The sequence below is a fragment of the Bradyrhizobium sp. STM 3843 genome, from assembly GCF_000239815.1.
GTDB lineage: Bacteria > Pseudomonadota > Alphaproteobacteria > Rhizobiales > Xanthobacteraceae > Bradyrhizobium.
Map to the genome: position 1 here is coordinate 1 of NZ_CAFK01000335.1, position 23,216 is coordinate 23,216.

The following is a 23,216-nucleotide window of genomic DNA, read 5'->3' on the forward strand; positions in this document are numbered from 1 at the left end:
GAACCTGTGGTTCTGCCGCGTGCTTTTTTGCTGCACGCGGACCATGGGTATCAGCGGATACCCGGCCTTCCCTGCGCCCTCTCGATATCGGAGGGACATTCCCCCTGCATCACTCGGGCGCGTCACGCCGCGAGAAGGCAAAGCCGCGTCACGCTATATGAAGGTCACATGAGATGAAGCGCGAGAACGTCGCCACGTCCATGCCGTCATCGTCCGCGAAGGCGGACGATCCAGTACGCCGCAGCGCTGGCGATTTGCACAACTGTGGCCTCTGGAATACTGGATGGCCCGCCTGCGCGGGCCATGACGATCGAAGTCAAGCAGACATATCATCCGCCGATGAAACCGCTTCATTGATTCCCACTCGGACTGTCGTCGAGGACGTGGAAGGCTTCCTCGAGCTGCGGCGAGATCGCCACGTTCAGCCTCTCCCCGGTCGGCAGGCGGCCGACGAACCATTTGTTGTAGAGCGGAATCAGATCGTGGTTGGAGCCAAGCCTGCGGAAGGCGCGCTCGACCACGGCTGCGAGCTGCGGCTCGCTCTTGCGGAACATGATGCCGTAGGGATCGTAGGACAGATAGTCGCCGGTGACCCGGAGCTTGTCCTGCGACTTGTGCCGCGCGATCAGGCCGTAGAGCAGGATGTCGTCGGTGGCGAACGCGTCGACTTTGCCGTCCACCAGCATCTGGTAGGACTGCTCATGATCGGGCGCTGTCACGACAGTGAGGCCGAGCGCAAACTTCTTGTCGGCATTATGCATCGCGACCTCGTTGGTGGTGCCCTTGGTCACCACCACCGTTTTGCCCTTGAGATCGGTCGCCGCCGAGATCGCCGAGCCCTTGGGCACCATCAGCTTGGTGCCGGCGACGAACATCAGCGGCGAGAACGCCACCTGCTTGGAGCGCTCGGCATTGGCGGTGGTCGAGCCGCATTCGAGATCGATCTTGCCCTCCAGCACCGCGGCGATGCGGTCGTCAGAGGTCACCTTGACATACTCGATCCGCAACGCCGGATCGTCGATCTCGGTCCCGATCTCCTCGACGATGGCTTCGCACAGCTCGAGGCTGTAGCCGATTGGCCGGCCCGCCTGGTCCAGGAACGAGAACGGCGGCGAGCTCTCACGATAACCAAGATGCACGACATGCCGCGCCTTGATCGCGGCAAGCGTGGGCGACAGGCCCTCGCCGCCGTTTTGCGCGGCAGCGGGCATCGCGAGCGCGAGGACCATCACTGCGCCGACCGCGCTCCATCCGAAGCTTGCCCGAAGGCGCATGGCGCCCTCCCCTCAATGTCCGGCCATGGCCGGCACTTCGCCGGGGATCATGTCCGGCGGCACGACGTCGGACGGCCCGAGCGCATGCTCCGTCCCAAGCTCGCCCTCCCACTTTGCGACCACCGACGTCGCAAGCGTGTTGCCGATCACGTTGGTCGCGCTGCGTCCCATGTCGAGGAAGGTGTCGATGCCCATGATCATCAGCAGGCCAGCTTCCGGAATGCCGAACTGCGACAGGGTCGATGCGATCACGACCAGCGAGGCGCGCGGCACGCCGGCCACGCCCTTCGAGGTCACCATCAAGGTCGCAAGCATCGCAAGCTGGGTGCCCAGCGGCATGTCGATTTTGTAGGTCTGGGCGATGAAGATGCTTGCGAAGGTACAGTACATCATCGTGCCGTCGAGATTGAAGGAATAGCCGAGCGGCAGCACGAAAGAGGAGATGCGCTTCGAGGCGCCGAAACGGTTCAAGCCCTCGAGCGTCTTCGGATAAGCGGCTTCGGAGCTCGCGGTGGAGAATGCGATCATCAGCGGCTCGCGGATCAGCTTCAACAGGTGGCTATAGCGCGGCCCGATCACGACGAAGCCGACGACCACCAGGACCGCCCACAGGATCAGGAGCGAGACATAGAAGCCGCCCATGAACACGACGAGCTTCCACAACACGGCAAGGCCGTTCTTGGCGACCGTTGCCGTGATCGCCGCCCATACCGCGAGCGGCGCAAACAACATCACATAGCTCGTCACCTTCAGCATGATATGGCCGATATCGTCGATCAGCTGCAGCAGCGTCTTCGAGCGCTCCGGCAGCGCGCCCATCGCGACCGAGAAGAACACTGCGAAGATCACGATCTGCAGGATCTCGTTCTGCGCCATCGCATCGGCGATCGAGGTCGGGATCAGGTGGGTCAGGAATTTCTCGACCGAGAAGGCCGAGACCGGCAAGCCGGTCGATTGGGTCTTATCCGGCAGGGTGCCGGGAAAATTGGAGCCGGGCTGCAGCAGGTTCACCATCAGGAGGCCGAGCAGGAGCGACACGAAGGAGGCGCTGATGAACCAGCCCATGGTCTTGGCGAAGATGCGCCCGAGCTTGGCACCCGAGCCCATATGGGCGATGCCGCCGACCAGGGTCGCAAACACCAGCGGCGCAATGATCATCTTGATCAGGCGCAGGAACAGCATGGCGATCAGATTGATGTCGGCGGCCAACTCGGCCCGGCCATCCGGCATCAAGTTGAAGATCAGCGTCCCCGTCACGATGCCAAGCACCATCGCAATCAGGATGTATTGCGTGAACCTGTTCGACATTCGGTACCCCCTGACAAACTCCCGGCTCAGTTGAGTTTGGCAGATTTTGACAAGGGCGCAACATGTCGCAGCCTGTTAGGACAGGATTTGCGGATGCTGCATCCATGTGAGATGAATCCGCAGCGCACAATCTGGGCAAGTGACTATATTGCGCGCGGACAAGTGCATGAAGAACCGGCAAAACGACCGACGGCAGAGGGAGAGACCACTATGAGCACCACCATCAATCGCCAGATCCTCCTGATCGAAAAGCCGAGCGGCAAGCTCGGCCCCGAGCATTTCCGCATGGTCGAGGGCGCCGTTCCCGAGCCGAAAGACGGCGAGGTGCTGCTGCGTGTGCGCTATATCTCGCTCGATGCGGCCAATCGCGCCTGGATGCAGGGCGCGACCTACCGCGCCGCGGTTGAGGCCAACAGCGTGATGGCAGGGGGCGCGGTCGCGGAAGTTGTCGCTTCGAAGGCGCCGGGCCTGGCGGTCGGAGACATCGTGTTCGGTGACACCGGCTGGCAGGATTATGCGGCTGTCCCAGCGAGGCATCTCGCCAAGCTGCCGAAGATCGAACCGCTGACGCACCTGCTCAGCGTCTACGGCGTCGCCGGCCTCACCGCCTATTTCGGCCTTTTGGAGATCGGCAAGCCGAAGGCGGGAGAGACCGTGGTCGTCTCCGCGGCCGCCGGCTCGGTGGGCTCGATCGTCGGACAGATCGCGAAGATCAAAGGCTGCCGTGTGGTCGGCATTGCCGGCGGCAAGGACAAGTGCAGCTGGCTGACCTCCGAGCTCGGCTTCGACGCGGCGGTCGACTACAAGGATGGCGCGGTATTCAAGGCCCTGAAGGCAGCCGCGCCTGACGGCATTGACGTTTATTTCGACAATGTCGGCGGCGATATTCTCGAAGCCTGCCTGCCGCAGATGAAGAATTATGGCCGGATCGCCTGCTGCGGTGCGGTCTCGCAATATGACCAGGCACCATCGGCGCATGGACCGCGCGGCGTGCCTGGCCTGATCGTGGTGAAGCGGCTGGTGATGCAGGGCTTCATCGTGACGGACTTCATGGGCCGTCGCGACCAGGCGGTCGCCGACCTGCAAGGCTGGGTCGCGGCGGGCAAGCTCAAGGTCCAGGAAGACGTCATCGACGGGCTGGAGAATACGCCGAAGGCACTGATCGGCCTCCTCGCCGGCGAGAACCGCGGCAAGCGCATGGTCCGGGTCTAAGCGCGCGTCGATAAGGCCCGCAGATTTCGCTGGCGCGCGTCGCGCCGGCGGATTAGTCTCTGGCCAAAATAAACAGTATACTGTCAATTCTTGGGAGGGGGCGCGTGCGGATTGCCGTGCTCGGAGGCGGCCCTGGCGGGCTCTATTTCGCCTATCTGTGGAAGCGGCGTCATCCTGACGCCGAGGTCGAGCTATTCGAGCAGAACCCGGCGGATGCGACCTGGGGCTTCGGTGTCGTGTTCTCTGAGCAGGCCTTGGAATTCCTGCGCGCCGACGATCCCGACACCGTGGACGCGATCGCGCCAAGGATGGAAAGCTGGCGCAACATCACGCTGAATCTGCGCGGACAAAGCGTGGAGATCGATGGCGTCGGCTTCTCCGCGATCGGCCGGCTGGAGCTATTGAGGCTGCTGCAGGCGCGCGCAGAGAGCGCGGGCGTCGTCGCGCGTTATGGTACCCAGGTGCAATCGCTGGATCAGCTTGCGGGCTACGACCTGATCGTCGCCGCCGACGGGCTGAACTCGCTGGCGCGTCGGACCTACGAGGGCGATTTTGGCTTCTCGATCTCCTATTCCAGCAACAAGTTCGCCTGGTATGGCACCAGCAAGACCTTCCCCACCCTGTCGCAGACCTTCGTCGCGACCGAGCGCGGCTGCTTCAACGCCCATCACTATCGCTATTCGCCTGAGATGAGCACGTTCCTGGTCGAATGCGACCGCGCGACGTGGCAGGCCTACGGCTTCGCCGAGACATCGATCGAGGAATCGAAGGCGATCTGCGAGCGGGTGTTCGCGGCCACGCTGGATGGCCACACTCTGATTTCGAACCGCTCGGTGTGGCGCAACTTTCCCTGGGTGTGGAACGAGCACTGGTGGCATCGCAACGTGGTGCTGATCGGCGACGCGCTGCACACCGCGCATTTCTCGATCGGCTCCGGGACGCGGCTGGCGATCGAGGACGCGATCGCGTTGGTGAAGGCATTGGGGGCCGAAAGCCGGCTGCCCGAAGGGCTGGCGCGCTACCAGGCCGAGCGGCAGCCGATCGTGAAGAAGCTGGTCACCGCCGCCCGCACCAGCGCCGACTGGTACGAGAAGTTCCCCGAGCACATGTCGCTCGACCCGATGGATTTCGCCTACAGCTACATCACCCGTTCGGGCCGGATCGACGACAGCAGGCTGCGCGCGATGGCGCCGCAGTTCATGGCGCGCTATGCGGCGCGCCGCGCCAATGGAGGCGCGGCATGACTGGCATCGACGACCAAGTCCCAAGCGACAGCCCCGGCGCACGCGAGATCGGCTTCGCGATTCCGGCGCGCTATAATGCCAGCCGCATCCTGTTCGACAATCTCACGCGGGGGCGCGGCGACAGCCCGGCGCTGATCGGTCCGGCCGGGCAGCGCAGCTATGCCGAGCTCTGCGCCGAGGCCTGCCGCTGGGGCAATGGCTTCGCCTCGCTGGGGCTCGCGCTTGGCGATCGCATCCTGTTGTTTCTCGACGACACGCCGGCCTATCCGGCCGCGTTCTTCGGCGCGGTGCGCGCGGGCTTCGTGCCGCTGCTGATCAACACGCTGACGCCGCCGGATCTATTGCAATTCTATCTCGCCGATTCCGGCGCGACCGTTGCCGTTGCCGATGCGGAGTTTGCGCCGCGCTTCAATGCGGAGGCTTGTGCGAATACGCGCCTGCGCACCCTGATCGTCGTCAATGGCGACACCGCTGCCAGCGCCGCGCCGGAGACACTGATCGCAGAGCAGTGGTTGGCTGACTTTCCGGCCGAACTGCCCGAGGCCGACACTCATCGCAACGACATGGCGTTCTGGATGTATTCGTCCGGCTCGACCGGCCGGCCCAAGGGCATCGTTCATCTGCAGCACGACATGGCCTACAGCGACCAGGCCTTTGCCAAGAATGTGCTGCGGTTGGCAGCCGAAGACATCTGCTTCTCGGTACCGAAGATCTTCTTCGCTTATGGCTTCGGCAACTCCATCACGTTCCCATTCTCCGCCGGCGCGGCCACGCTGTTATTGCCCGGCCAGCCGAAACCGGCGGCGATCTTCGATGCCATCAGCCGCTTCCGTCCGACCGTGTTCTTCGGCCTGCCGACGCTCTACACCGCGCTGACCAAGGCGGACGGCGCCACATCCGCCGATTTCTCCTCGTTGCGGATGGCGGTCTCGGCGGCAGAAGTGCTGTCTGCCGATGTCTTCAACGGCTGGAAGGATCTGACCGGGCTCAAGATCATCGAAGGCCTCGGTTCAACCGAAGTGCTGCACATCTATCTCTGCAATCGCGAGGATCGGAAAAAACTCGGCGCCGCGGGCGTCCGTGTGCCCGGCTATGAGATCGCGCTGCGCGACAGCGAAGGACGCGAGGTCGGCACCGATGAGGAAGGCATTCTGTGGGTGCGCGGCGATTCCAACACGCCGCTGTATTGGAATCGCCCCGACAAGACCGCAGAGACCATCCGCGAGGGCGGCTGGATCTACACCGGCGACCGCTTCACGCGCGACGCGGACGGCTTTCATTTCTTCCGCGGTCGCGCCGACGATCTGGTCAAGATCTCCGGCCAATGGGTCTATCCGCTCGAGGTAGAGCTCTGTCTGGTCGAACATCCCGATATCAGGGAATGCGCCGTGTTCGCGCATGAGCTGCCGGACCGCCGCATGAGCCTGAAGGCTGTGGTGGTGATGACCGCGGCCGACTACGACGAGCAGGACACGACCAGGCGGCTGCAGGACTACGTGAAGGCCAAACTGCTGCCCTACAAATATCCGCGCGAGATCGTGTTTGTGGATGAACTGCCGAAGACCGGCACAGGCAAGATCGACAGGCAGGCAGTGATGAGGATGTGAGCGCCAGGTGATGACGACCGAGATTTCACCCCGCCTTCCCCAAGCGCTCCAACGCATCCTCCGCGCGCAGCGGCACGCGCGAGACTTCGTTGTTGAGATCGACAAGCTGCGCGAGCAATGCCAGCAGCGCCTTGCGGTCGCTCGATTTCAGCGGTGCGAGCATCCGGGCCTGGGCCCGATCGACCGCGGGCATGATGCTGCGCAACAACGCAGCACCCGCCTTGGTGATGGTGAGCAGCTTGACGCGCTTGTCCTCGGGCGAGGCCTCGCGCGCGATATAATCCTTGGCCTCCAGCCGCTCGAGCACGCTGCCGAGCGTGGAGCGGTCGAAGGCGATCACCGCCGACAGCCGCGTGGCGTCGATGCCGGGATGGGTCTGGATCGCGACCAGCGCGGCATATTGCACCGGCGTGAGGTCCGAGGCCTTGCATTCTTCCATGAAGATCGAGACCGCGATCTGCTGCATGCGCCGGAACAGATAGCCGGGCTTGCCGTAGACCGCGTCCATTGTGATGTCAGGCGGCTTACTCGGCATCGCGCTGGCGCTCCGGGGCGGCCTCGGCAAAGGCCGGCAGCGCCTTGGCCGCAGCCTCCGCCTGCAACAGCCGCGGGAACGCCGCGACATCGACGCCGAACCGTCGGGCGTTGCCGAGCTGCGGCACCAGGCAGAGATCAGCCAGCGTCGGCGCGGCACCGAAGCAGAACGGCCCGGGCTCGTGCTTGATCAGGGTTTCACAGGCGGCGAGCCCTTCGCGATTGGCCCAGCCGGCCCAAGCCGTGACCCGGTCTTCCGGCAGACCGAGCTCGCGCAGACGCGCCAACACCTTCAGGTTCTGCACTGGATGGGTGTCACAGGCGAGCACCTGCGCAAAGGCCCGCACCCTGGCGCGCGCAAGCGGATCTTTGGGCAGGAGCGGCGGCTCGGGGTGGGTCTCATCGAGCCATTCGATAATGGCAAGCGACTGGGTGATGACCGCACCGTGATCGTCCTCGAGCGTCGGGACAAAGCCCTGCGGGTTGAGCCTCAGATAGTCGGGCGCGCGCTGTTCGCCTTTGCGAAGATGATGCGTCAGGTGCTCAGTGGCGAGCCCCTTCAGGTTCAGCGCAATCCTGACCCGATAGGACGCGCTGCTGCGAAAATAGCCGTGCAGCTTCATCGTGATCCTCCCTTGAGACCTCTCATTATGGCTGCAATTGACGGTAGCGACATCGTCAGTATACTGTCAATCAACAACAAGTTCACGGGAGGCGGCCCATGGCAGCCATTTCGACGCCCGAACGCGAGGCGTTCTACAGGAAGATCGACGGCGAAAATCTGACGGCGCTGTGGACGGTGATGAGCGACCTCATCACACCGGAGCCAAAGAGCGCCTGCCGGCCACATCTCTGGCAGTTCGCGGATATCCGCGACTACATGGTCGAAGCCGGCCGGCTGATCACCGCGAAAGAGGCCGAGCGTCGCGTCCTGATCCTGGAGAATCCGGGCCTGCGCGGACAGTCCAAAATCACCACCTCGCTTTACGCCGGGATTCAGATGGTAATCCCCGGCGACGTCGCGCCGGCGCATCGCCATAGCCAGTCGGCGCTGCGCTTCGTGCTCGAGGGCAAGGGCGCGTTCACGACCGTCGACGGCGAGCGCACCCTGATGCAGCCCGGCGATTTCGTGATCACACCGTCGATGACATGGCACGACCACGGCAACGAGACCTCGGAGCCGATGTTCTGGCTCGACGGGCTCGACATCCCGCTGGTCCAGTTTCTCGATGCGTCCTTCGCGGAAGGATCGCAGCAGGATCAGCAGAAGGTCGCCCGTCCCGCCGGCGACAGCTTTGCGCGCTATGGCCACAATCTGCTGCCGGTCGATGCCGTCAGCAAATCGCGGACCTCGCCAATCTTCAGCTATCCCTATTCCTACACGCGCGAGGCGCTGGAACAGGCAAGACGCCGCGACGAGTGGGACGCCTGTCACGGGTTGAAGCTGAAATTTTCCAATCCCGAGACCGGCGATTTCGCGATGCCGACGATCGGCACCTTCATCCAGCTGCTGCCGAAGGGCTTCGAGACGGCACGCTATCGTTCGACCGACGCCACCGTGTTCACGGCCATCGAAGGCAGGGGGCGCACGCGGATCGGCGAGCAGACCTTCGAATGGGGCCCGCGCGATTTATTCGTGGTGCCGAGCTGGCACTGGGTTACGCACGAAGCGGACGAGGATGCCGTGCTGTTCTCGTTCTCGGACCGGCCGGTGCAACAGAAGCTCGACCTGTTCCGGGAAGATCGCGGGAATGCTTGAACGCCCTCTGCTTCGTCATGGCCGGGTATGACCGGCTATCCACGTGGCGCTGCGCGGCTCGCAACCGCGTTGATACCTGGGTCAAGCCCGGGCACGACAACCTTCTTGGTGGACGCAGCGCTCTCTTTATCTAGCGCCAGTGCAACAGCCGCGCCTCCAGCAGGCTGATCAGCTTGCCGACGGCGAGCCCGAACGCCGACAGGATCACGATGCCCGCCATCAGCTGATCGGTCTGCATCAGGTTGCCGGCCTGCAGCACGAAGGTGCCGATGCCGGTTTCGGCACCGATCATCTCGGCACTCACCACCAGCATCAGCGCCACGGAGGCGGTGATGCGGAAGCCGGCGAGGATCGAGGGCAGCGCGCCCGGCCAGATCACGCGGCGCACGATGGTTGCAAACGGCACGTCGAAGCTCTGCGCCATCCGGATCAGGTTGCGCGGCACCGCATCGACGCCGCTATAGACCGAGATCGTGGTTGAGAAGAATACGCCGAGCGCGATGGTTGCGACCTTCGGCGCTTCGCCGATGCCGAGCCAGAGAATCAAGAGCGGTAGCACCGCGATCTTCGGAATCGGAAACAGCGCCGAGACGAAGCTGATGCCAATGCTGCGCGCGATGCGCGACAGGCCGATGGCAAAGCCGACCACGATCCCTGAGGCAGTGCCGAGCGCCCAGCCAGCGCTGATGCGCAGCAGCGACACGGAGACGTGTTGCCACAGAACGCCTGAGATCGCGAGCTGATACAGCGCGCGGGCAATCGCCACGGGCGTCGGCAGGAACAGCGGGTTGACCGGCGCCAGGCTGCCAGCCGCCTGCCACACCGCCAGCGCAGCAGCGAGCGCGAGCCAGCCGGCGTGACGGCTGGTTGCCGGGGTAAATCCGGCGCCGCGGAAGCGCACCGGCCGCGCGACCTCGGTCGCATCGCCTGCGGGCGACTCGGTGACGTCAGCGCGGTCAAGCATGCTGGACCTCGCGCTCGGCATCGATCGCCTCGGCGCGGATCAGGTGCCACAGCTCGTTCTGCAAAGGCAGCAGGTGCTCGCGCGCAGCAAGCGCGCCGCGCTCGCCGCGCGGCACGGGTACGGACACCACGTCGCGAACGCGGCCGGGACGCCGTGACAGCACGACGATACGGTCGGCGAGCCGCACCGCTTCCTCCAAATTGTGCGTCACATAGATCGCGCCCATGCTGCCCTCCGCGAGCAGGCGGACGAAATCCTCCAGCAGCAATTCGCGGGTCTGCGAGTCCAGTGCCGAGAGCGGTTCGTCCATCAGCAGCAGCGCAGGCCTGACTGCGAGCGCCCGTGCGATGCCGGCGCGCTGCCGCATGCCGCCGGAGAGCTGCTTGGGATAGGCGGCGCGAAAGTCGGACAGATGCGTCCGGCGAAGCGCATCGTCGACGGCGGCACGGCGCTCCTGCGCCGACAAGCGCGAATGGAGCAGCGGGAATTCGACATTCTCAGCCACGGTGCTCCATGGCAGCAGTGCAAAATCCTGGAACACGAAGGTCAGCGGGTTCAGGCTCTCCGACGGCGGCGCACCGCGCAAACTCGCCTGGCCGGCGCAAGGTTGCAGGAGGCCGCCGAGGATCGACAGCAATGTGCTTTTGCCGCAGCCGGACGGACCAACGATCGCCACCACCTCGCCGGCTGCAACCGTGAACGAGACGTCGTCAAGCACGTCGAGCGTGCCGAAGCGGTGGCTGATATGGTCGGCGATCAGGTCCATTGCAGTCTTTGGGGTCCAGAAGCCCGGGCCTCATGGTTCGAACGCCGCTTAGCGACTCCTCACCATGAGGAACTAGCAGTATGAACGCCTGATAGCACGTTCCCCTCATTCTGAGGAGCCTGCGAACGCAGGCGTCTCAAGGATGAGGTTCCCTGGTCTAATCCGCCTTCACATAGTCCTTCGCGATAATGGCTTCCGCGTCATAACCCTTGTCGGCAAAACCCTGCGCCTGCAGCCATTTGATCTGATCGTCGACATTCTTCACGTCGAGCCTGCCTTGGGGATCGATATAGGCGCAATTACCGGCGACCTGCTCGACCGGCAGGTTGGTATATTTGCCGATGATCGCAAGCAGCGGCTTGGTTTTATCGTCGATGGCGGCGTGGCCATCCTTCACTGTCGCGAGCACCACGTCGTGATATTCGCGCTCGGCGCGCTGCAGCGCCGAGAGCAGCCTGGTCACCAGTTCTTTGTCGGCTAGCGTCTTGGGCCCGGCAAAGACGCCGCTCACCTGCCATGGCGTCTCGTCGCCCACCCAGCCGAGATGCTTCACCTCACCGTCGTCCATCAGCTTGCGCGCGGCCGAGACCGGCAGCAGCGCGGCATCGACCGTCTCGCCTTTCAGCGCGGCCGCCATGTTCGACATCGACTGCAGCGGCACCAGCTTCATGTCGGACAGCTTGAAGCCGTATTTGTCGGCCAGCAGTCCCAGCGAGTAATGAAAGCTCGAGCCCACCTGCGTGATCGCAATGCGCTTGCCCGCAAGATCCTTCGGCGTCTTCAGGCCGGCCTCATAGGCCTTGTTGCTGGCGAAATAGCCGATCAGCGGATAACCTGGCCGGTCGCGGCTCATGCCGGCAATGATCTTCAAGGTGCCCTTGCCGGCGAGATTGTAGAGCCCGGCGGTGAAGGCGGTGATGCCGACGTCGACATCGCCGGTGGTGGTCGCGACCGCGACCGGCTGCGCCGCGTCGAAGAACTTGAGCTCGACCTCGAGGCCGGCGTCGCGGAAATAGCCCTTGTCCTGAGCGATGAAGACGGGTGCGGATGACGACAGCCGGAGCACGCCGATCCTGGCTTTCTCCATCTGGTCCGCATGCGCCGCGCCGAGCGTGGTCAAGAGCGTGGCCAAGCCGAGCAAAGCCGTCATGGCGAGACGGGCGTAGCGGATCATACGGGTCACTCCAGGTTCTGATTGTGTGGCTCAAATGGATTGGACGCCAAGGCTGGCGCGCCTGTGTTGCAAATTTCCATGCCGTTGTCGCGGCAAAATCCCGTCACCAGCAATGGCACAGCAAAAACCCGCGCAAGCCTGAGCTCGCGCGGGTTCTTTCGATGACAGCCGTAACCTTGGAACCCGGCGTTACGCCGCCGAGCGGATCGTCTTCAGGAAATCGGCAACATTGCTCTTCAGCGACGTCGCCTGCTCCTGCAGCGCGGCGGCCGCCGTAAGGGCGGCTTCGGCCCCGGCATCGGTCTCGCCTGCCACCGCGCGGACATCGACGATCTCGCGGCTCACGGCCGCGGTGCCGCTCGCGGCCTCCTCGACATTGCGTGCGATCTCGCCGGTCGCCGCGCCCTGCTGCTCGACCGCGGAAGCGATGGCGTTGGAGATTTCAGCCATCTCGCGCACCGTCGCCTCGAACTGGGTGATCGCGGTCACCGTCTCATCGGTCGCATTCTGGATGGTCGCGATCTGGCTTGCGATCTGCTCGGTCGCCTGGGCGGTCTGCGATGCCAGGTTCTTCACCTCGCTGGCCACGATCGCAAAGCCCTTGCCGGCATCACCGGCGCGCGCTGCCTCGATGGTCGCATTCAGCGCGAGCAGATTGGTCTGGCTCGCAATCGCCTGAATCAGCTGGATGATGTTGCCGATCTTCTCGGCGGCACTCGACAGGCCATTGACGAGTTCCGAGGTGCGTTGCGTCTCGTGGGTGGCGCGGTTGGACACCGTCACCGAGCGCTGCACCTGGCTGGAGATCTCGCGGATCGAGGCCGCCAGCTCCTGGGTGGCGGACGCCACGGTCTGCACGTTCACTGACGCCTGCTCGGCGCGGCTTGCCACCGCTTCGGCCAGGCCACGACCACGTTCGGCAATGCGCGCCAGATCGCTGGCGCTCGAGCCCATTTCGTCGGCGCGGCCACCGACGCCGGTGATGACGCCCTGCATGCCCTGCTCGAAACGGCTGGCGAGCTCGGCCATCATCCGCGCCCGATCTGCTTCCGTCGCCTCGCGCTGCGCCGCCGCCTCCTGCTCCATGCGGCGGACCGTCAGCGCATTCTCGCGGAACACTTCGACCGCGCGGGCCATGCGACCGATCTCGTCGCGCTGCTCGCCGCCGGGGATCGGCTGGTCGAGCTCGCCTGCGGCAAGCGACTGCATGCGGTCGGTCATGCCACGGATCGGCCCGGAGACGCCGCCGCCGATCAGCCAGGCCAGCACGCAGCCCAGCACCAGAGCGACCGCGGCGGTGACGATCACCGTCTGGCGCGTGTCGGCGACAGCAACCGCGGTCTTGTCGCCCTGTTCGGCGCGCATCGCGCCGAGCTTCTGATTGATACGGTCGACCTGCTGCTCGATTGCGGTGCTGGCCTTGCCGAGCTCAGCCTGCTTGCTGCGAAGATCTGCGGCCACCTTGATGACGTCGTCCAGCGCCGCCGCATCGGCGGTAAGCTCGGCCTTCAATGCCGCAACCAGCATCTTCAGCTTGGCCTCGCCGGTCGGAGCGATTTCGCTCTCCGTCGCGGCGACGACAGCCTGCGCATTGGCCAATGTGTTCTTGGCGTCGACGGCGTCGGCGTTGGCGAGCGTCGTTCCAAAACGCATCACCGAGACGCGAACGCCATCGACCGCAGCGGCAAGGCGCAGCGGCTGGAACAGCCGCTCGGTATCGGTGCGGTTGGCGAGCGCAACCTGAATGCCGCCAGCATCGAGTCCCGCAGTTGCGCCATGCGCGTCCGTCTTGGTCGTCGCTGCGCGCAGCCGGTCGACCGACTCGGCCGCGGCAGCGAATGATGTGCGGTAAGTGTCGAGCGCAGAGCGAACCGGACCGACCCCCTCCGCGATCGCCGCCAGCCGGCCATAGCGCTGCTCGACCTGATCAGCCAGCTGGCCGACATTTTCGATCGCCTTGGTCGCGGCGTCCTTGTCGCCGACGTTCCAGGTGCGGATGAACTTCTCCACCGCACCATTGGCGCTCAAGAGCGCCGCGCGAACCTGCGACATGCCGGCGTCACCCGCCGCGCTGGTGACGAGTTCGCTGACCGTGCCGCCGATATGCTCGACCTGCACCATGGCGAAGCCGGCGAGCAGTACGAGAAAGCTCAAGACCAGGGCAAAGCCGCCGAAGATGCGCGGGCGGATACCGATCGAAGACATGATGGAAGAGAATTTCATGACACTGCCGTACACTTAACGAGTGGATCGGATGGCGGCGATCAGCTCTTTGCCGAACCGCTTCTCGAATTCGGGATCGAGCGGCTTGACCGCATCGACGAAGGCCTGGCGATCGATTTTGTCGACGACCTCCATTCCCGCGGTGCGCAGCTCCTGCAACTTTGTGTCCTCGACCTGGGCCTGCCAGGTTGCCTCCGCGCCGGCCTTCGCTGCCGCGATCAGTGCCTCCTGATCGGCCGGCTCAAGCTGTTCGAACATCGCCCGATTGGCGACGAAAGCGACCGGCGCGAAGAAGTGGCCGGACATGGTCAGGTATTTCTGGACCTCGAAGAAGCGGCTGGTCGAGATGGTCGTCAGCGGATTTTCCTCGCCGTCGAGCCGCCCGTCCTTCAGCGCGCCATAGACCAACGGGAAGTCCATCGGGATCACGTTCGCACCGAGCGCCTGGAAAGCCATCTTATAGGTCTCGTTCGGGATCACGCGGATCGTGAGTCCCTTGATGTCGGCGGGCGTACGGATCGGGCGTTTGGAATTGGTCAGATGGCGAAAGCCCTGTTTGCCGAGCGCGAGCAGCACCAGGCCTTTATCGGCGAACTTGGCCGCGATCTGCGCGCCGATCGGCCCCTGCATCACCGCCTTGGCATGCGCCTCGTCGCGAAACAGGAAGGGAATATCGAATACGCTCAGCTCAGGGACCACGGCGCTGACGACGCCACCGGTCAAGACGGCCGCATCAAGCGCGCCTGAGCGGGTCGCGGCAAGGATGATCGGCTCGCCGCCAAGCGCGTTGCCGGAGCGCGCATCCACGATGAAACGATGGCCGGCTGCGAGCTTTTCACGAAACACGTCCGGCCCTGCAGCCACCGAGATCATCCGCGGCGCGGCTGCGCCCTGATGCGGCGCGAGCAGCGCTGCCGCCATTGTTCCGACGATCCAAAGCTCTCGAATCGATTTGCCCATGTCCCCCACCGTTGCGTTCAGCGCATGCAAATGCGTAGCAAGGAATGGTAGGAAAGGTATTAAGGGGAGGTAGTTAGCCGGACGATGCAGAACAGATCTCGCCCGCGCGCATAGCAACAATCAAAAAACCCGCGCGAACCGACGCGCGGGCTTTGCCAACTAAGTAGTCCCGAAAATCGGAACCCGACGCTTACGCCGCTGAGCGGATCGTGCTCAGGAAATCGGCGACATTGCTCTTCAGCGACGTCGCCTGCTCCTGCAGTGCGGCTGCCGCCGCAAGTGCGGCTTCGGCGCCCGCATCGGTCTCGCCGGCGACCGCGCGAACATCGACGATCTCGCGGCTCACGGCCGCGGTGCCGCTCGCGGCCTCCTCGACATTGCGCGCGATCTCGCCGGTCGCAGCGCCCTGCTCCTCAATGGCAGCTGCGATGGCGTTGGAGATCTCGGCGATCTCCCTCACCGTGGCTTCGAATTGGGTGATTGCGGACACCGTGTCGCCGGTCGCGCTCTGAATGGTGGCGATCTGGCTAGCGATCTGCTCGGTCGCCTGGGCGGTCTGCGATGCCAGGTTCTTCACCTCGCTGGCCACAATCGCAAAGCCCTTGCCGGCGTCACCAGCCCGCGCCGCTTCGATAGTGGCGTTGAGCGCTAGCAGATTGGTCTGGCTGGCGATCGCCTGGATCAGCTGGACGATGTTGCCGATCTTTTCGGCGGCACTCGACAGGCCGTTGACGAGTTCCGAAGTCCGCTGCGTCTCGTGGGTGGCGCGGTTGGAGACCGTCACCGAGCGCTGCACCTGGCTGGAGATTTCGCGGATCGAGGCCGCCAGCTCCTGGGTCGCGGACGCCACCGTCTGCACATTGACCGAGGCCTGCTCGGCGCGGCTTGCCACCGCCTCCGCCAGGCCGCGACCACGCTCGGCGACGCGCGCCAGGCCGCTGGCGCTCGTCCCCATCTGCTCGGCGCGACCGCCGACGCCGGTGATGACGCCCTGCATGCCCTGCTCGAAGCGGCTGGCGAGTTCGGCCATCATCCGCGCCCGATCGGCTTCCGTCGCCTCGCGCTGGGCGGTCGCCTCCTGCTCCATGCGGCGGACGGCGAGGGCGTTATCTCGGAACACTTCGACCGCACGGGCCATGCGACCGATCTCGTCGCGCTGCTCACCCCCTGGGATCGGCTGGTCGAGTTCGCCTTCAGCGAGCGACTGCATGCGGTCGGTCATGCCACGGATCGGCCCGGAGACGCTGCCGCCGATCAGCCAAGCCAGCAGAGCGCCGATGATCAGCGCGACAGCGGCCGTATAGATCACGGTCGTCCTCGTGTCCTGGACCGATGCGGCGGTCCGGTTACCCTGCTCGGCGCGCACTGCACCGAGTTTCTGGTTGATCCGATCGACCTGCTCATCGATCGCCAATGAAGCCTTGCCGAGATCGGCCTGCTTGGCGCGGAGATCGGCGGCGACCTTGATGACCTCCTCGAGCGCGGCGGCATCGGCGGTCAGCGCCGCCTTCAACGCCGCGACAAGTGATTTGAGCTTGGGCTCGTCCGTCGGCGCCAGCTCCGTCTCCGCATCCCCGATCGCGCCCTCGGCATAGCTGAGCGTCAGCTTGGCATCGTCAGCATCGCCGGTGGTCAGCGTAGCCGCGTAGCGCATCACCGCGATCCGAACCGTGTCGACGGTGCCGGCAAGCCGCATCGGATGGATCAGCCGCTCGGTCTCGGTGCGATTGGCGAGCGCAACCTGAATGCCGCCGGCGATCAGACCCGCCGTCGCCCCCTGCACGTCCGTCTTGGTCGTGGCTGCGCGCAGCCGGTCGACGGCGTCAGCGGCGGCTCCGAACGATGATCGATAAGACTCCAGGGCTCCCCGCACCGGACCAATGCCGTCCGCGATCTCGGCCATCCTGCCGAATTTCTGGTCGGCCTGATCGGCGAGCTGGCCAACCTTGTCGATCGCCTTGATGGCGGCGTCCTTATCGCCGAGATTCCAAGTGCGGATGAACTTTTCCACCGCACTGTTTGCGCCGAGCAGCGTGGCGCGAACCTGCGACATGGCCGCATCCCCCGCAGCGCTGGTGACGAGTTCATTGACGGTTCCGCCAATGCGCTCGACCTGGATCACGGCGAAGCCTGCGAGCAGAACCAGGAAGCTCAGGACCAGCGCGAACCCCCCGAAGATCCGCGGGCGGATACCGATCGAAGACAGTAGCGAGGACAATTTCATGACCAGACCTATTGCGTGGAGCGGATGGCGGCAATCAGCTCTTTGCCGAAGCGCTTTTCGAATTCGGGCTCGAGCGGCTTGACCGCGTCGGCGAAGGCCTGGCGGTCGACCTTCTCGATGATCTCCATTCCGCCCTTGCGCAGCTCGTCGAGCTTCTCAGCATCCATCTGCGACTGCCAGGTCGCCTCTGCGCCGGCCTTGGCGGCGGCGATGAGCGCCTGCTGATCGGCTGGATCGAGCTGTTCGAACATTGTGCGATTGGCCACGAAGACGATCGGCGCGAAGAAATGGCCGGTCATCGTCAGATATTTTTGCACTTCCTGGAAGCGGCTGGAGGCGATCGTGGGCACCGGATTTTCCTGACCGTCGAGCCGCCCGTCCTTCAGCGCAGCGTAGACCAGCGGAAAGTCCATCGGCTTCACGTCGGCGCCGAGCGCCTGAAAGGTCATCTTGTAGGTCTCGTTCGGGATCACCCGGATCTTGAGCCCCTTGATGTCCTCCGGTGTGCGGACCGGCCGCTTGGAATTGGTCAGGTTGCGAAAGCCCTGCTTGCCCAGCGCCAGCAGGACCAGACCTTTGTCGGCGAACTTGGCCGCGACCTTGGTGGCGACCGGCCCTTGCATGACCGCCTTTGCATGCGCGACGTCGCGGAACAGGAAGGGGATGTCGAAGACGCTGAGCTCAGGAACGATATTGCTGACGATGCCGCCCGACAGCACCGCGACGTCGACGGCTCCGGAGCGCGTGCCAGTGAGGATGGTAGCTTCGCTGCCCAATGCATTGCCGGCGCGCTCGTCGACCGCAAACCGCTTGCCGTCCAGCGCCATGAGCTTCTGACGGAATGCATCCGCTCCAAGCTGCTGCGGATTTTGCACTTGCGAATTGAAGACCACCGAGAGCAGGCGGGGTGAAGCGAGCGCCGAATTCGCCGAAGGCAGCGCCGAGGCCGCCATGAGCGCTCCCCCGATGAGATATCCTCGTAACCGTCTGCGCATGTCGCACCGTTCCCCCTGGCGATGCGATCACAGCTAGCAAACAAAGATGGTTAAGGTCTTAAGAGCGATTCCAATAGATTTCGATCGGTGTCTCCCAGTGAGCTCTTGCGACCGTAACGCGCAAACCCACTGGCTCGACCACCCATCTCGATACCGTCCGGACCATCATGGGCCGAAAGCTTGAACCCGGCCGCCGGGCGGCACCGGCACCGACAAGGCCGTAGCGCCCACCTCACACTTCAAAGCGGCTCGAGCCCGAGCCGATCGAACAGGTTACGATCCTTGGCATCCTCCGGATTGCCGGCGGTGAGCAGCGTGTCGCCGACGAAGATCGAATTGGCCCCGGCGAAGAAACAGAGCGCCTGCATCTCATCGGTCATCGCCGTGCGACCGGCCGACAGCCGCACGAACGAGGTCGGCATCATGATGCGCGCTAGCGCGATGACACGAACGAAGGCCAGCGGATCGACGCGCCTGGCATCGGCCAGCGGGGTGCCGGCGATCGGAATCAGCATGTTGACCGGCACGCTCTCCGGCGGCTCGGGGAGGTTCGCAAGCGTGACCAGCATGTCGACGCGATCCGCCTCGCTCTCGCCGAGGCCCAGAATGCCGCCGCAGCAGACCTTCATGCCGGACTGCCGGACATGATCCAGCGTCTCCAGCCGATCCGCGAACGTCCGCGTCGAGACGACGTTCGGATAATAGGACTCCGACGTATCGATATTGTGGTTGTAGTAGTCGAGCCCGGCGGCACTCAGGCGCGCGGCCTGCTCGCGGTCGAGCATGCCGAGCGTCATGCAGGTCTCGAGCCCGAGCGCTTTGACCCCGCTTAAGATCGCAACCAGCGCGTCCATGTCACGCGGCTTCGGATTGCGCCATGCGGCCCCCATGCAGTAGCGGGAGGCTCCGCCTTCTTTGGCCTTGCGTGCCTCGGCGACGATGGCGTCGACCTCCATCAGCTTCGAAGCGGGCAGGCCGGTCGCATGATGCGACGACTGGCTGCAATAGCCGCAATCCTCGGGGCAACCACCGGTCTTGATGTTGAGCAGCTTGGAGAGCTGCACGCGATTGGGGTCGAAATGCCGGCGATGGATCGACTGTGCCTGGAACAGGAGATCGTTGAAGGGGAGCTGATAGAGCGCCCGGGCCTGGTCTTTGGTCCAGGCCTGAGGCAGCACCGTTTCCGCCTCGACACCCGTCTGATCCTGCACGCCCAGCATCGCACTCTCCGTTCCAACAATTGCGTCGTCGACTTAGCCGAGTGCGCCGCATCCTGCCAGTGGAATGATCGTGAGGTCAGTCATGCCGCTTGTTCAGCGCATCGACCCAAGACGCAAACAGGTCGAGCAATTCATCCATGACGGCATGATCATCACGTCCCGAACGCGCCGGCACATGAAAAGCGTGATCCGCCTGCTCGATCAGGTGCAAGCTCGCGCGCGCGCCGAGCCGGGCAACCACCGGCTGCAGGAGATTCAACTCGGCCAGCTTGTCCCTCGTCCCCTGCAGGAACAGCATAGGGATAGCGACGTCGTCGAGATGGTCGGCCCGTTCGATCGACGGCTTGCCGGCGGGATGCAGCGGAAAGCCGAAGAAGGCAAGGCCGCACACACCCGGAAGGGGAGATCGGGCCTGGGCTTGCGAGGTCATGCGCGCGCCAAAGGATTTCCCGCCGGCGACCAGCGGCAAGCCCGGGCAGCGGCTGGCCGCTTCGCTAACCGCCGCGCGCACCGCGGCTTGCGCCAGGGCCGGCGGGTCCGGCCGCTTGCTGCCCTTCTCCATATAGGGGAACTGATAGCGCAAGGTGGCAATGCCCCGCCCCGCAAGACCCTGTGCGACGTCAGCCATGAACGCATGCGACATGCCGGCACCCGCACCGTGGGCAAACACAAAACAGGCGCGAGCCGCGGAGGGACGAAGCAAAAGGGCGGAGACTGTCGCCGATTCGCCAATGTCGAACGTCAATTGCTGTGCAGCTGTCTGGCCCATGAAGCGAAGACGTTGCGCAATGCTCCGCAAAACGCAAGATCTCCCGCGCATCGAGCCGCGCCGGCCGGAGGCCGCCGGCCGCCCCGGCGTCTCAGATCGGATTGCCAGGCATTCAGGCGCGATGTTTGGCCACGACGCTTTCGGCTGCCACTCCGCCCCACGAGTGCACGGTAGGCAGCCCGAGCGCGGTCTTGCCGATATTGGCGAGGCAAATGCGCAATGCTGAGAGGTCGACAGGCTTCGGCAGGCTCTGCAGGTCGATGCCCAGCGACTTTGCGTAGGAACGCGCCGCGCTGCGACGCGATGCATCCATGCCGCTGATCACGATCACCGAGCCGGCGAAGCGGCAATCGGCGATCGTCTTCAGAACCTCGGTACCGTCTCCATCCCCGAGCATGAGGTCGAGCGTGATGCAATCGAAGCGCTTGCTGCGGATCGCTTCCATCGCCTGGTCGCGACCACCGACGGCGGTCACGACATGGCCCGCCTGCTTGGCGGCCACCGCAATCAGCGCCCGCTGCGTCGCATCGTCGTCGACGATCAGGAGCTGCAGCGCCCGACTTGCGCCCTCAGGCCCCGCGCTGGAACTCGCGCGCACCGCATCCGAACTGATGACTGACATGAGTGCCTCGATCAATTCACCGATATTCGATGCCTACACGATGGCCCCTGCCGTTGCGTAAAACGATCGCCGGAAAGACAGCGCATTTCCGTTAGCGATTCTACAGCGCTTTGCAGGCCGCGCGATCTCTGCAGCCGGGCTTTCTAGCCGGCATGCCAAAGTACAGACCATTGCGCGGCTCAGCCGCTCATGGCCTCCTGACCGGATGAGGCGCTCGATCGCTTCTTCTTGTTCTTGCCCTTGATGAACTGAATGTCCATCTCAGAGCCGTTGACCCGCACCAGTTCGCAGCGCCGGTAGGCGAGCCCCGTCGAGGATAGCAACAGGAAAAATTCCTTGAGGTTGAGGCCCTGGATTGAGCCTTCCACCGTCAACACGGCATCATTGTCGGAAATGGCATTGAGCTGGCAGTCCCGCCNNCNNGTGCCATCGATCCCCATGATGCAGACGTCATAACCCCGGCTGAAGGTGACGCGCTCTGTGCCCTTGTTTTCATCAGACATCTTGGTGCCCCGCGCTTTCAGCGCCCTGCCATGCTTGCGATTTTCTGCAGCCCGCTGAGCCCGGCCGCCGGCTTGGCGGGTGCAGCGGCGTTCGGCCGGTACAGGCCGCGCCGCTCGGTGAGCGGCTTGAAGACTTCCGTCAGTCCGACCACGGTTTCCGCGGCACCAAGCACCAGGAATCCATCCGGCTCCATTGCCTTGGCGAGACGACCGAAGATGTTGATCTTGGTATCCTGATCGAAATAGATCAGAACGTTGCGGCAGAAGATCACGTCGAAAGTGCCGAGCTGCGAGAAATCGTGCAGCAGATTGAGCTGGCGATGCTGGACCATGGCGCGGATCTCAGGATTGATCTGCCACAGCTCGCCGACCTGCTTGAAATATTTGACCAGAAGCTGGATCGGCAGACCGCGCTGCACCTCGAACTGACTGTAGAGCCCGGCTCTGGACTTCTCCAGAACCTCCTGGGAGAGATCGGTGGAGAGTATCTCGATACGCCAGCCGCTGAGCGCAGCACTCATCTCCTTGACGCACATTGCCAGCGAATACGGCTCCTGGCCGGTCGAACCGGCCGCGCACCAGATCCGCAGCGATTTCCGATTGGCACGGGCCCGCAGAAGCTCCGGCATGATCGCTTCGCGGAAATGATCGAACGGCACCTTGTCGCGAAAGAAGAAGGTTTCGTTGGTGGTCATGGCCTCGACCACCTGATTGATCAGGGCACTGGATCCGTCCTTCAGCTTCTGGACCAGATCGGCGATGCCGGCCAGTCCGGCTTTGCGAGCAAGAGGAAGCAGTCGGCTCTCGATCAGATATTGTTTGTCCGCAGACAGATCGAGACCTGACTTCTCCCGAAGCAGCTTGCGCAGGAAATCATAATCAGGCTGGTTCACGGGCGACCTCTTCTCGGCGGGTAGAGGATCAGGCGGACTCGGACGACATTGCCTGGATCAGTCCGACCTCCTGGAACTTGGCGGAGACGATGTCCTTGTCGAACGGCTTCATGATGTACTCATTCGCGCCGGCGTTCAGGGCCCGCGAAATGTGATCGATGTCGTTCTCGGTGGTGCAGAACACCACCTTGGGCCCCTCGCCTCCGGGCAGACGTCGCAATCGACCCAGGAAGTCATAGCCATCCATGACTGGCATGTTCCAGTCGAGCAGAACGGCATCCGGCAGGCTGCGCTGGCAGATCTCCAGTGCCTGTTCGCCGTCCTCGGCCTCGACGACCTCAAACGCCATTTCTTCCAGAATGCGCCGGGCGATCTTGCGCACCACGCTGGAGTCATCGACGACCAAACACGTTCTCATTTCTGCTTTCTCCCTGGTGGGGCGGTAGCTGGCGAACTGATTAGGCGGCGAGCGCTGCCTTCGGCAGGAGCTCCAGGACGCGGTCGACGTCGAGCACGACCATGAGCTGGCCATCGAGGCGGTGCACACCGCCCGCAAATTTCGCCATCCGCGGATCGAGATTGACCGGATTCTCTTCGCGGCTCTCCTCGGGCAGGCGCAGCACCTCGCCGATCTGGTCGATCAGGAGGCCATAGGATTCCCCGCGCAGGTCGACGCCGACCGCCATCGGCGGTCTGCCGTCATCGGCCTTGGCGAGGCCGAGCCGCGCACGCATGTCGATCACCGTGACGATGCGGCCGCGCAGGTTCAGAACGCCCGCGATCTCGGCCGAGGCCAGCGGCACCCGCGTCAGCCGTTCCGGCATGAACACGTCCTGCACGCGCGAGATCGGCAGGCCGAACAGCTGGCCGCCGATCAGGGCGGTGACGTATTCAACGACCACGCCGTCGGAAATCTCGATTTTGCTGCTCATCTCGCCACACTCCTACACTTACGCGGCTTCTCT

Annotated in this window: 22 protein-coding genes; 4 read left to right on the forward strand and 18 right to left on the reverse strand. The window is 64.2% G+C overall.

Translation table 11 applies throughout. The annotated features are described in order from the left end of the window. Window positions 1-350 precede the first annotated feature (350 nt). Window positions 351-1,229: an amino acid ABC transporter substrate-binding protein gene (locus BRAS3843_RS36765; RefSeq protein ID WP_244425563.1), complete on the reverse strand. Its 879-nt coding sequence runs from the start codon at window positions 1,227-1,229 to the stop codon at window positions 351-353. A gap of 57 nt (window positions 1,230-1,286) precedes the next feature. Next, entirely contained in the window at window positions 1,287-2,582 is a 1,296-nt protein-coding gene (locus BRAS3843_RS36770) for a dicarboxylate/amino acid:cation symporter (protein WP_008974362.1), read from the reverse strand. Between the two features lie 210 nt (window positions 2,583-2,792). Here BRAS3843_RS36770 and BRAS3843_RS36775 point away from each other — a divergent pair, with 210 nt between their 5' ends. From BRAS3843_RS36775 to BRAS3843_RS36785, 3 genes are all read left to right on the forward strand, one after another. Next, the gene (locus tag BRAS3843_RS36775) at window positions 2,793-3,794 is read left to right on the forward strand and encodes an NADP-dependent oxidoreductase (RefSeq protein ID WP_008974363.1); all 1,002 of its coding nucleotides are present in this window, start codon (window positions 2,793-2,795) and stop codon (window positions 3,792-3,794) included. Window positions 3,795-3,898: 104 nt separating this feature from the next. Then, a complete protein-coding gene (locus BRAS3843_RS36780) occupies window positions 3,899-5,038 on the forward strand; it encodes an FAD-dependent monooxygenase (protein WP_008974364.1) in 1,140 nt (379 codons plus the stop codon). Beyond that, window positions 5,035-6,645, forward strand: coding sequence for a benzoate-CoA ligase family protein (locus BRAS3843_RS36785; RefSeq protein WP_008974365.1), 1,611 nt, complete (start codon window positions 5,035-5,037; stop codon window positions 6,643-6,645). The genes BRAS3843_RS36780 and BRAS3843_RS36785 overlap by 4 nt, the downstream gene beginning before the upstream one ends. Before the next feature lie 25 nt (window positions 6,646-6,670). Here the strand turns inward: BRAS3843_RS36785 and BRAS3843_RS36790 are convergent, their stop codons facing one another. Continuing rightward, on the reverse strand, window positions 6,671-7,180 hold the full coding sequence (locus BRAS3843_RS36790; protein ID WP_008974366.1) for a MarR family transcriptional regulator: 510 nt from the start codon (window positions 7,178-7,180) through the stop codon (window positions 6,671-6,673). Next, complete coding sequence (gene maiA / locus BRAS3843_RS36795) at window positions 7,170-7,802, reverse strand: maleylacetoacetate isomerase (RefSeq protein WP_008974367.1); 633 nt, start codon at window positions 7,800-7,802, stop codon at window positions 7,170-7,172. Before maiA ends, BRAS3843_RS36790 begins: the two co-directional genes overlap by 11 nt. Window positions 7,803-7,900: 98 nt before the next feature. On the opposite strand from maiA, the gene gtdA reads away from it, so the two are divergent. Then, window positions 7,901-8,938, forward strand: a complete 1,038-nt coding sequence (gtdA, locus tag BRAS3843_RS36800; RefSeq protein WP_008974368.1) for a gentisate 1,2-dioxygenase — start codon at window positions 7,901-7,903, stop codon at window positions 8,936-8,938. 130 nt (window positions 8,939-9,068) lie between these two features. Here the strand turns inward: gtdA and BRAS3843_RS36805 are convergent, their stop codons facing one another. The 14 genes from BRAS3843_RS36805 to BRAS3843_RS36870 form a co-directional block, all read right to left on the reverse strand. Beyond that, window positions 9,069-9,902 (reverse strand): ABC transporter permease, encoded by an 834-nt coding sequence (locus BRAS3843_RS36805; protein WP_175361187.1) that lies wholly within the window; start codon window positions 9,900-9,902, stop codon window positions 9,069-9,071. After that, the gene (locus BRAS3843_RS36810; protein ID WP_008974370.1) at window positions 9,895-10,668 is read right to left on the reverse strand and encodes an ABC transporter ATP-binding protein; all 774 of its coding nucleotides are present in this window, start codon (window positions 10,666-10,668) and stop codon (window positions 9,895-9,897) included. The genes BRAS3843_RS36805 and BRAS3843_RS36810 overlap by 8 nt, the downstream gene beginning before the upstream one ends. Window positions 10,669-10,825: 157 nt before the next feature. Further along, on the reverse strand, window positions 10,826-11,842 hold the full coding sequence (locus tag BRAS3843_RS36815; protein WP_008974371.1) for an ABC transporter substrate-binding protein: 1,017 nt from the start codon (window positions 11,840-11,842) through the stop codon (window positions 10,826-10,828). Window positions 11,843-12,031: 189 nt separating this feature from the next. After that, window positions 12,032-14,065 carry a HAMP domain-containing methyl-accepting chemotaxis protein gene (locus BRAS3843_RS36820; protein WP_035984059.1) on the reverse strand — a complete coding sequence of 678 codons (2,034 nt, stop codon included), beginning with the start codon at window positions 14,063-14,065 and terminating at the stop codon, window positions 12,032-12,034. 15 nt (window positions 14,066-14,080) lie between these two features. Continuing rightward, window positions 14,081-15,025 (reverse strand): TRAP transporter substrate-binding protein, encoded by a 945-nt coding sequence (locus tag BRAS3843_RS36825; protein WP_008974374.1) that lies wholly within the window; start codon window positions 15,023-15,025, stop codon window positions 14,081-14,083. A 190-nt stretch (window positions 15,026-15,215) separates the two neighbouring features. Continuing rightward, window positions 15,216-17,249 (reverse strand): HAMP domain-containing methyl-accepting chemotaxis protein, encoded by a 2,034-nt coding sequence (locus tag BRAS3843_RS36830; RefSeq protein WP_008974375.1) that lies wholly within the window; start codon window positions 17,247-17,249, stop codon window positions 15,216-15,218. An 8-nt stretch (window positions 17,250-17,257) separates the two neighbouring features. Next, window positions 17,258-18,244: a TRAP transporter substrate-binding protein gene (locus BRAS3843_RS36835; RefSeq protein ID WP_035984057.1), complete on the reverse strand. Its 987-nt coding sequence runs from the start codon at window positions 18,242-18,244 to the stop codon at window positions 17,258-17,260. Window positions 18,245-18,483: 239 nt separating this feature from the next. Further along, on the reverse strand, window positions 18,484-19,464 hold the full coding sequence (bioB, locus tag BRAS3843_RS36840) for a biotin synthase BioB (protein ID WP_008974377.1): 981 nt from the start codon (window positions 19,462-19,464) through the stop codon (window positions 18,484-18,486). A 76-nt stretch (window positions 19,465-19,540) separates the two neighbouring features. Beyond that, window positions 19,541-20,233, reverse strand: coding sequence for an alpha/beta family hydrolase (locus tag BRAS3843_RS36845; protein WP_008974378.1), 693 nt, complete (start codon window positions 20,231-20,233; stop codon window positions 19,541-19,543). A 112-nt stretch (window positions 20,234-20,345) separates the two neighbouring features. Continuing rightward, the gene (locus tag BRAS3843_RS36850; RefSeq protein ID WP_008974379.1) at window positions 20,346-20,855 is read right to left on the reverse strand and encodes a response regulator; all 510 of its coding nucleotides are present in this window, start codon (window positions 20,853-20,855) and stop codon (window positions 20,346-20,348) included. Between the two features lie 179 nt (window positions 20,856-21,034). Beyond that, window positions 21,035-21,358 (reverse strand): hypothetical protein, encoded by a 324-nt coding sequence (locus BRAS3843_RS36855; protein ID WP_008974380.1) that lies wholly within the window; start codon window positions 21,356-21,358, stop codon window positions 21,035-21,037. A gap of 17 nt (window positions 21,359-21,375) precedes the next feature. Continuing rightward, entirely contained in the window at window positions 21,376-22,251 is an 876-nt protein-coding gene (locus BRAS3843_RS36860) for a protein-glutamate O-methyltransferase CheR (RefSeq protein ID WP_008974381.1), read from the reverse strand. 28 nt (window positions 22,252-22,279) lie between these two features. Beyond that, a complete protein-coding gene (locus BRAS3843_RS36865; RefSeq protein WP_008974382.1) occupies window positions 22,280-22,669 on the reverse strand; it encodes a response regulator in 390 nt (129 codons plus the stop codon). Window positions 22,670-22,709: 40 nt separating this feature from the next. Beyond that, entirely contained in the window at window positions 22,710-23,183 is a 474-nt protein-coding gene (locus tag BRAS3843_RS36870) for a chemotaxis protein CheW (RefSeq protein WP_008974383.1), read from the reverse strand. Window positions 23,184-23,216 lie beyond the last annotated feature (33 nt).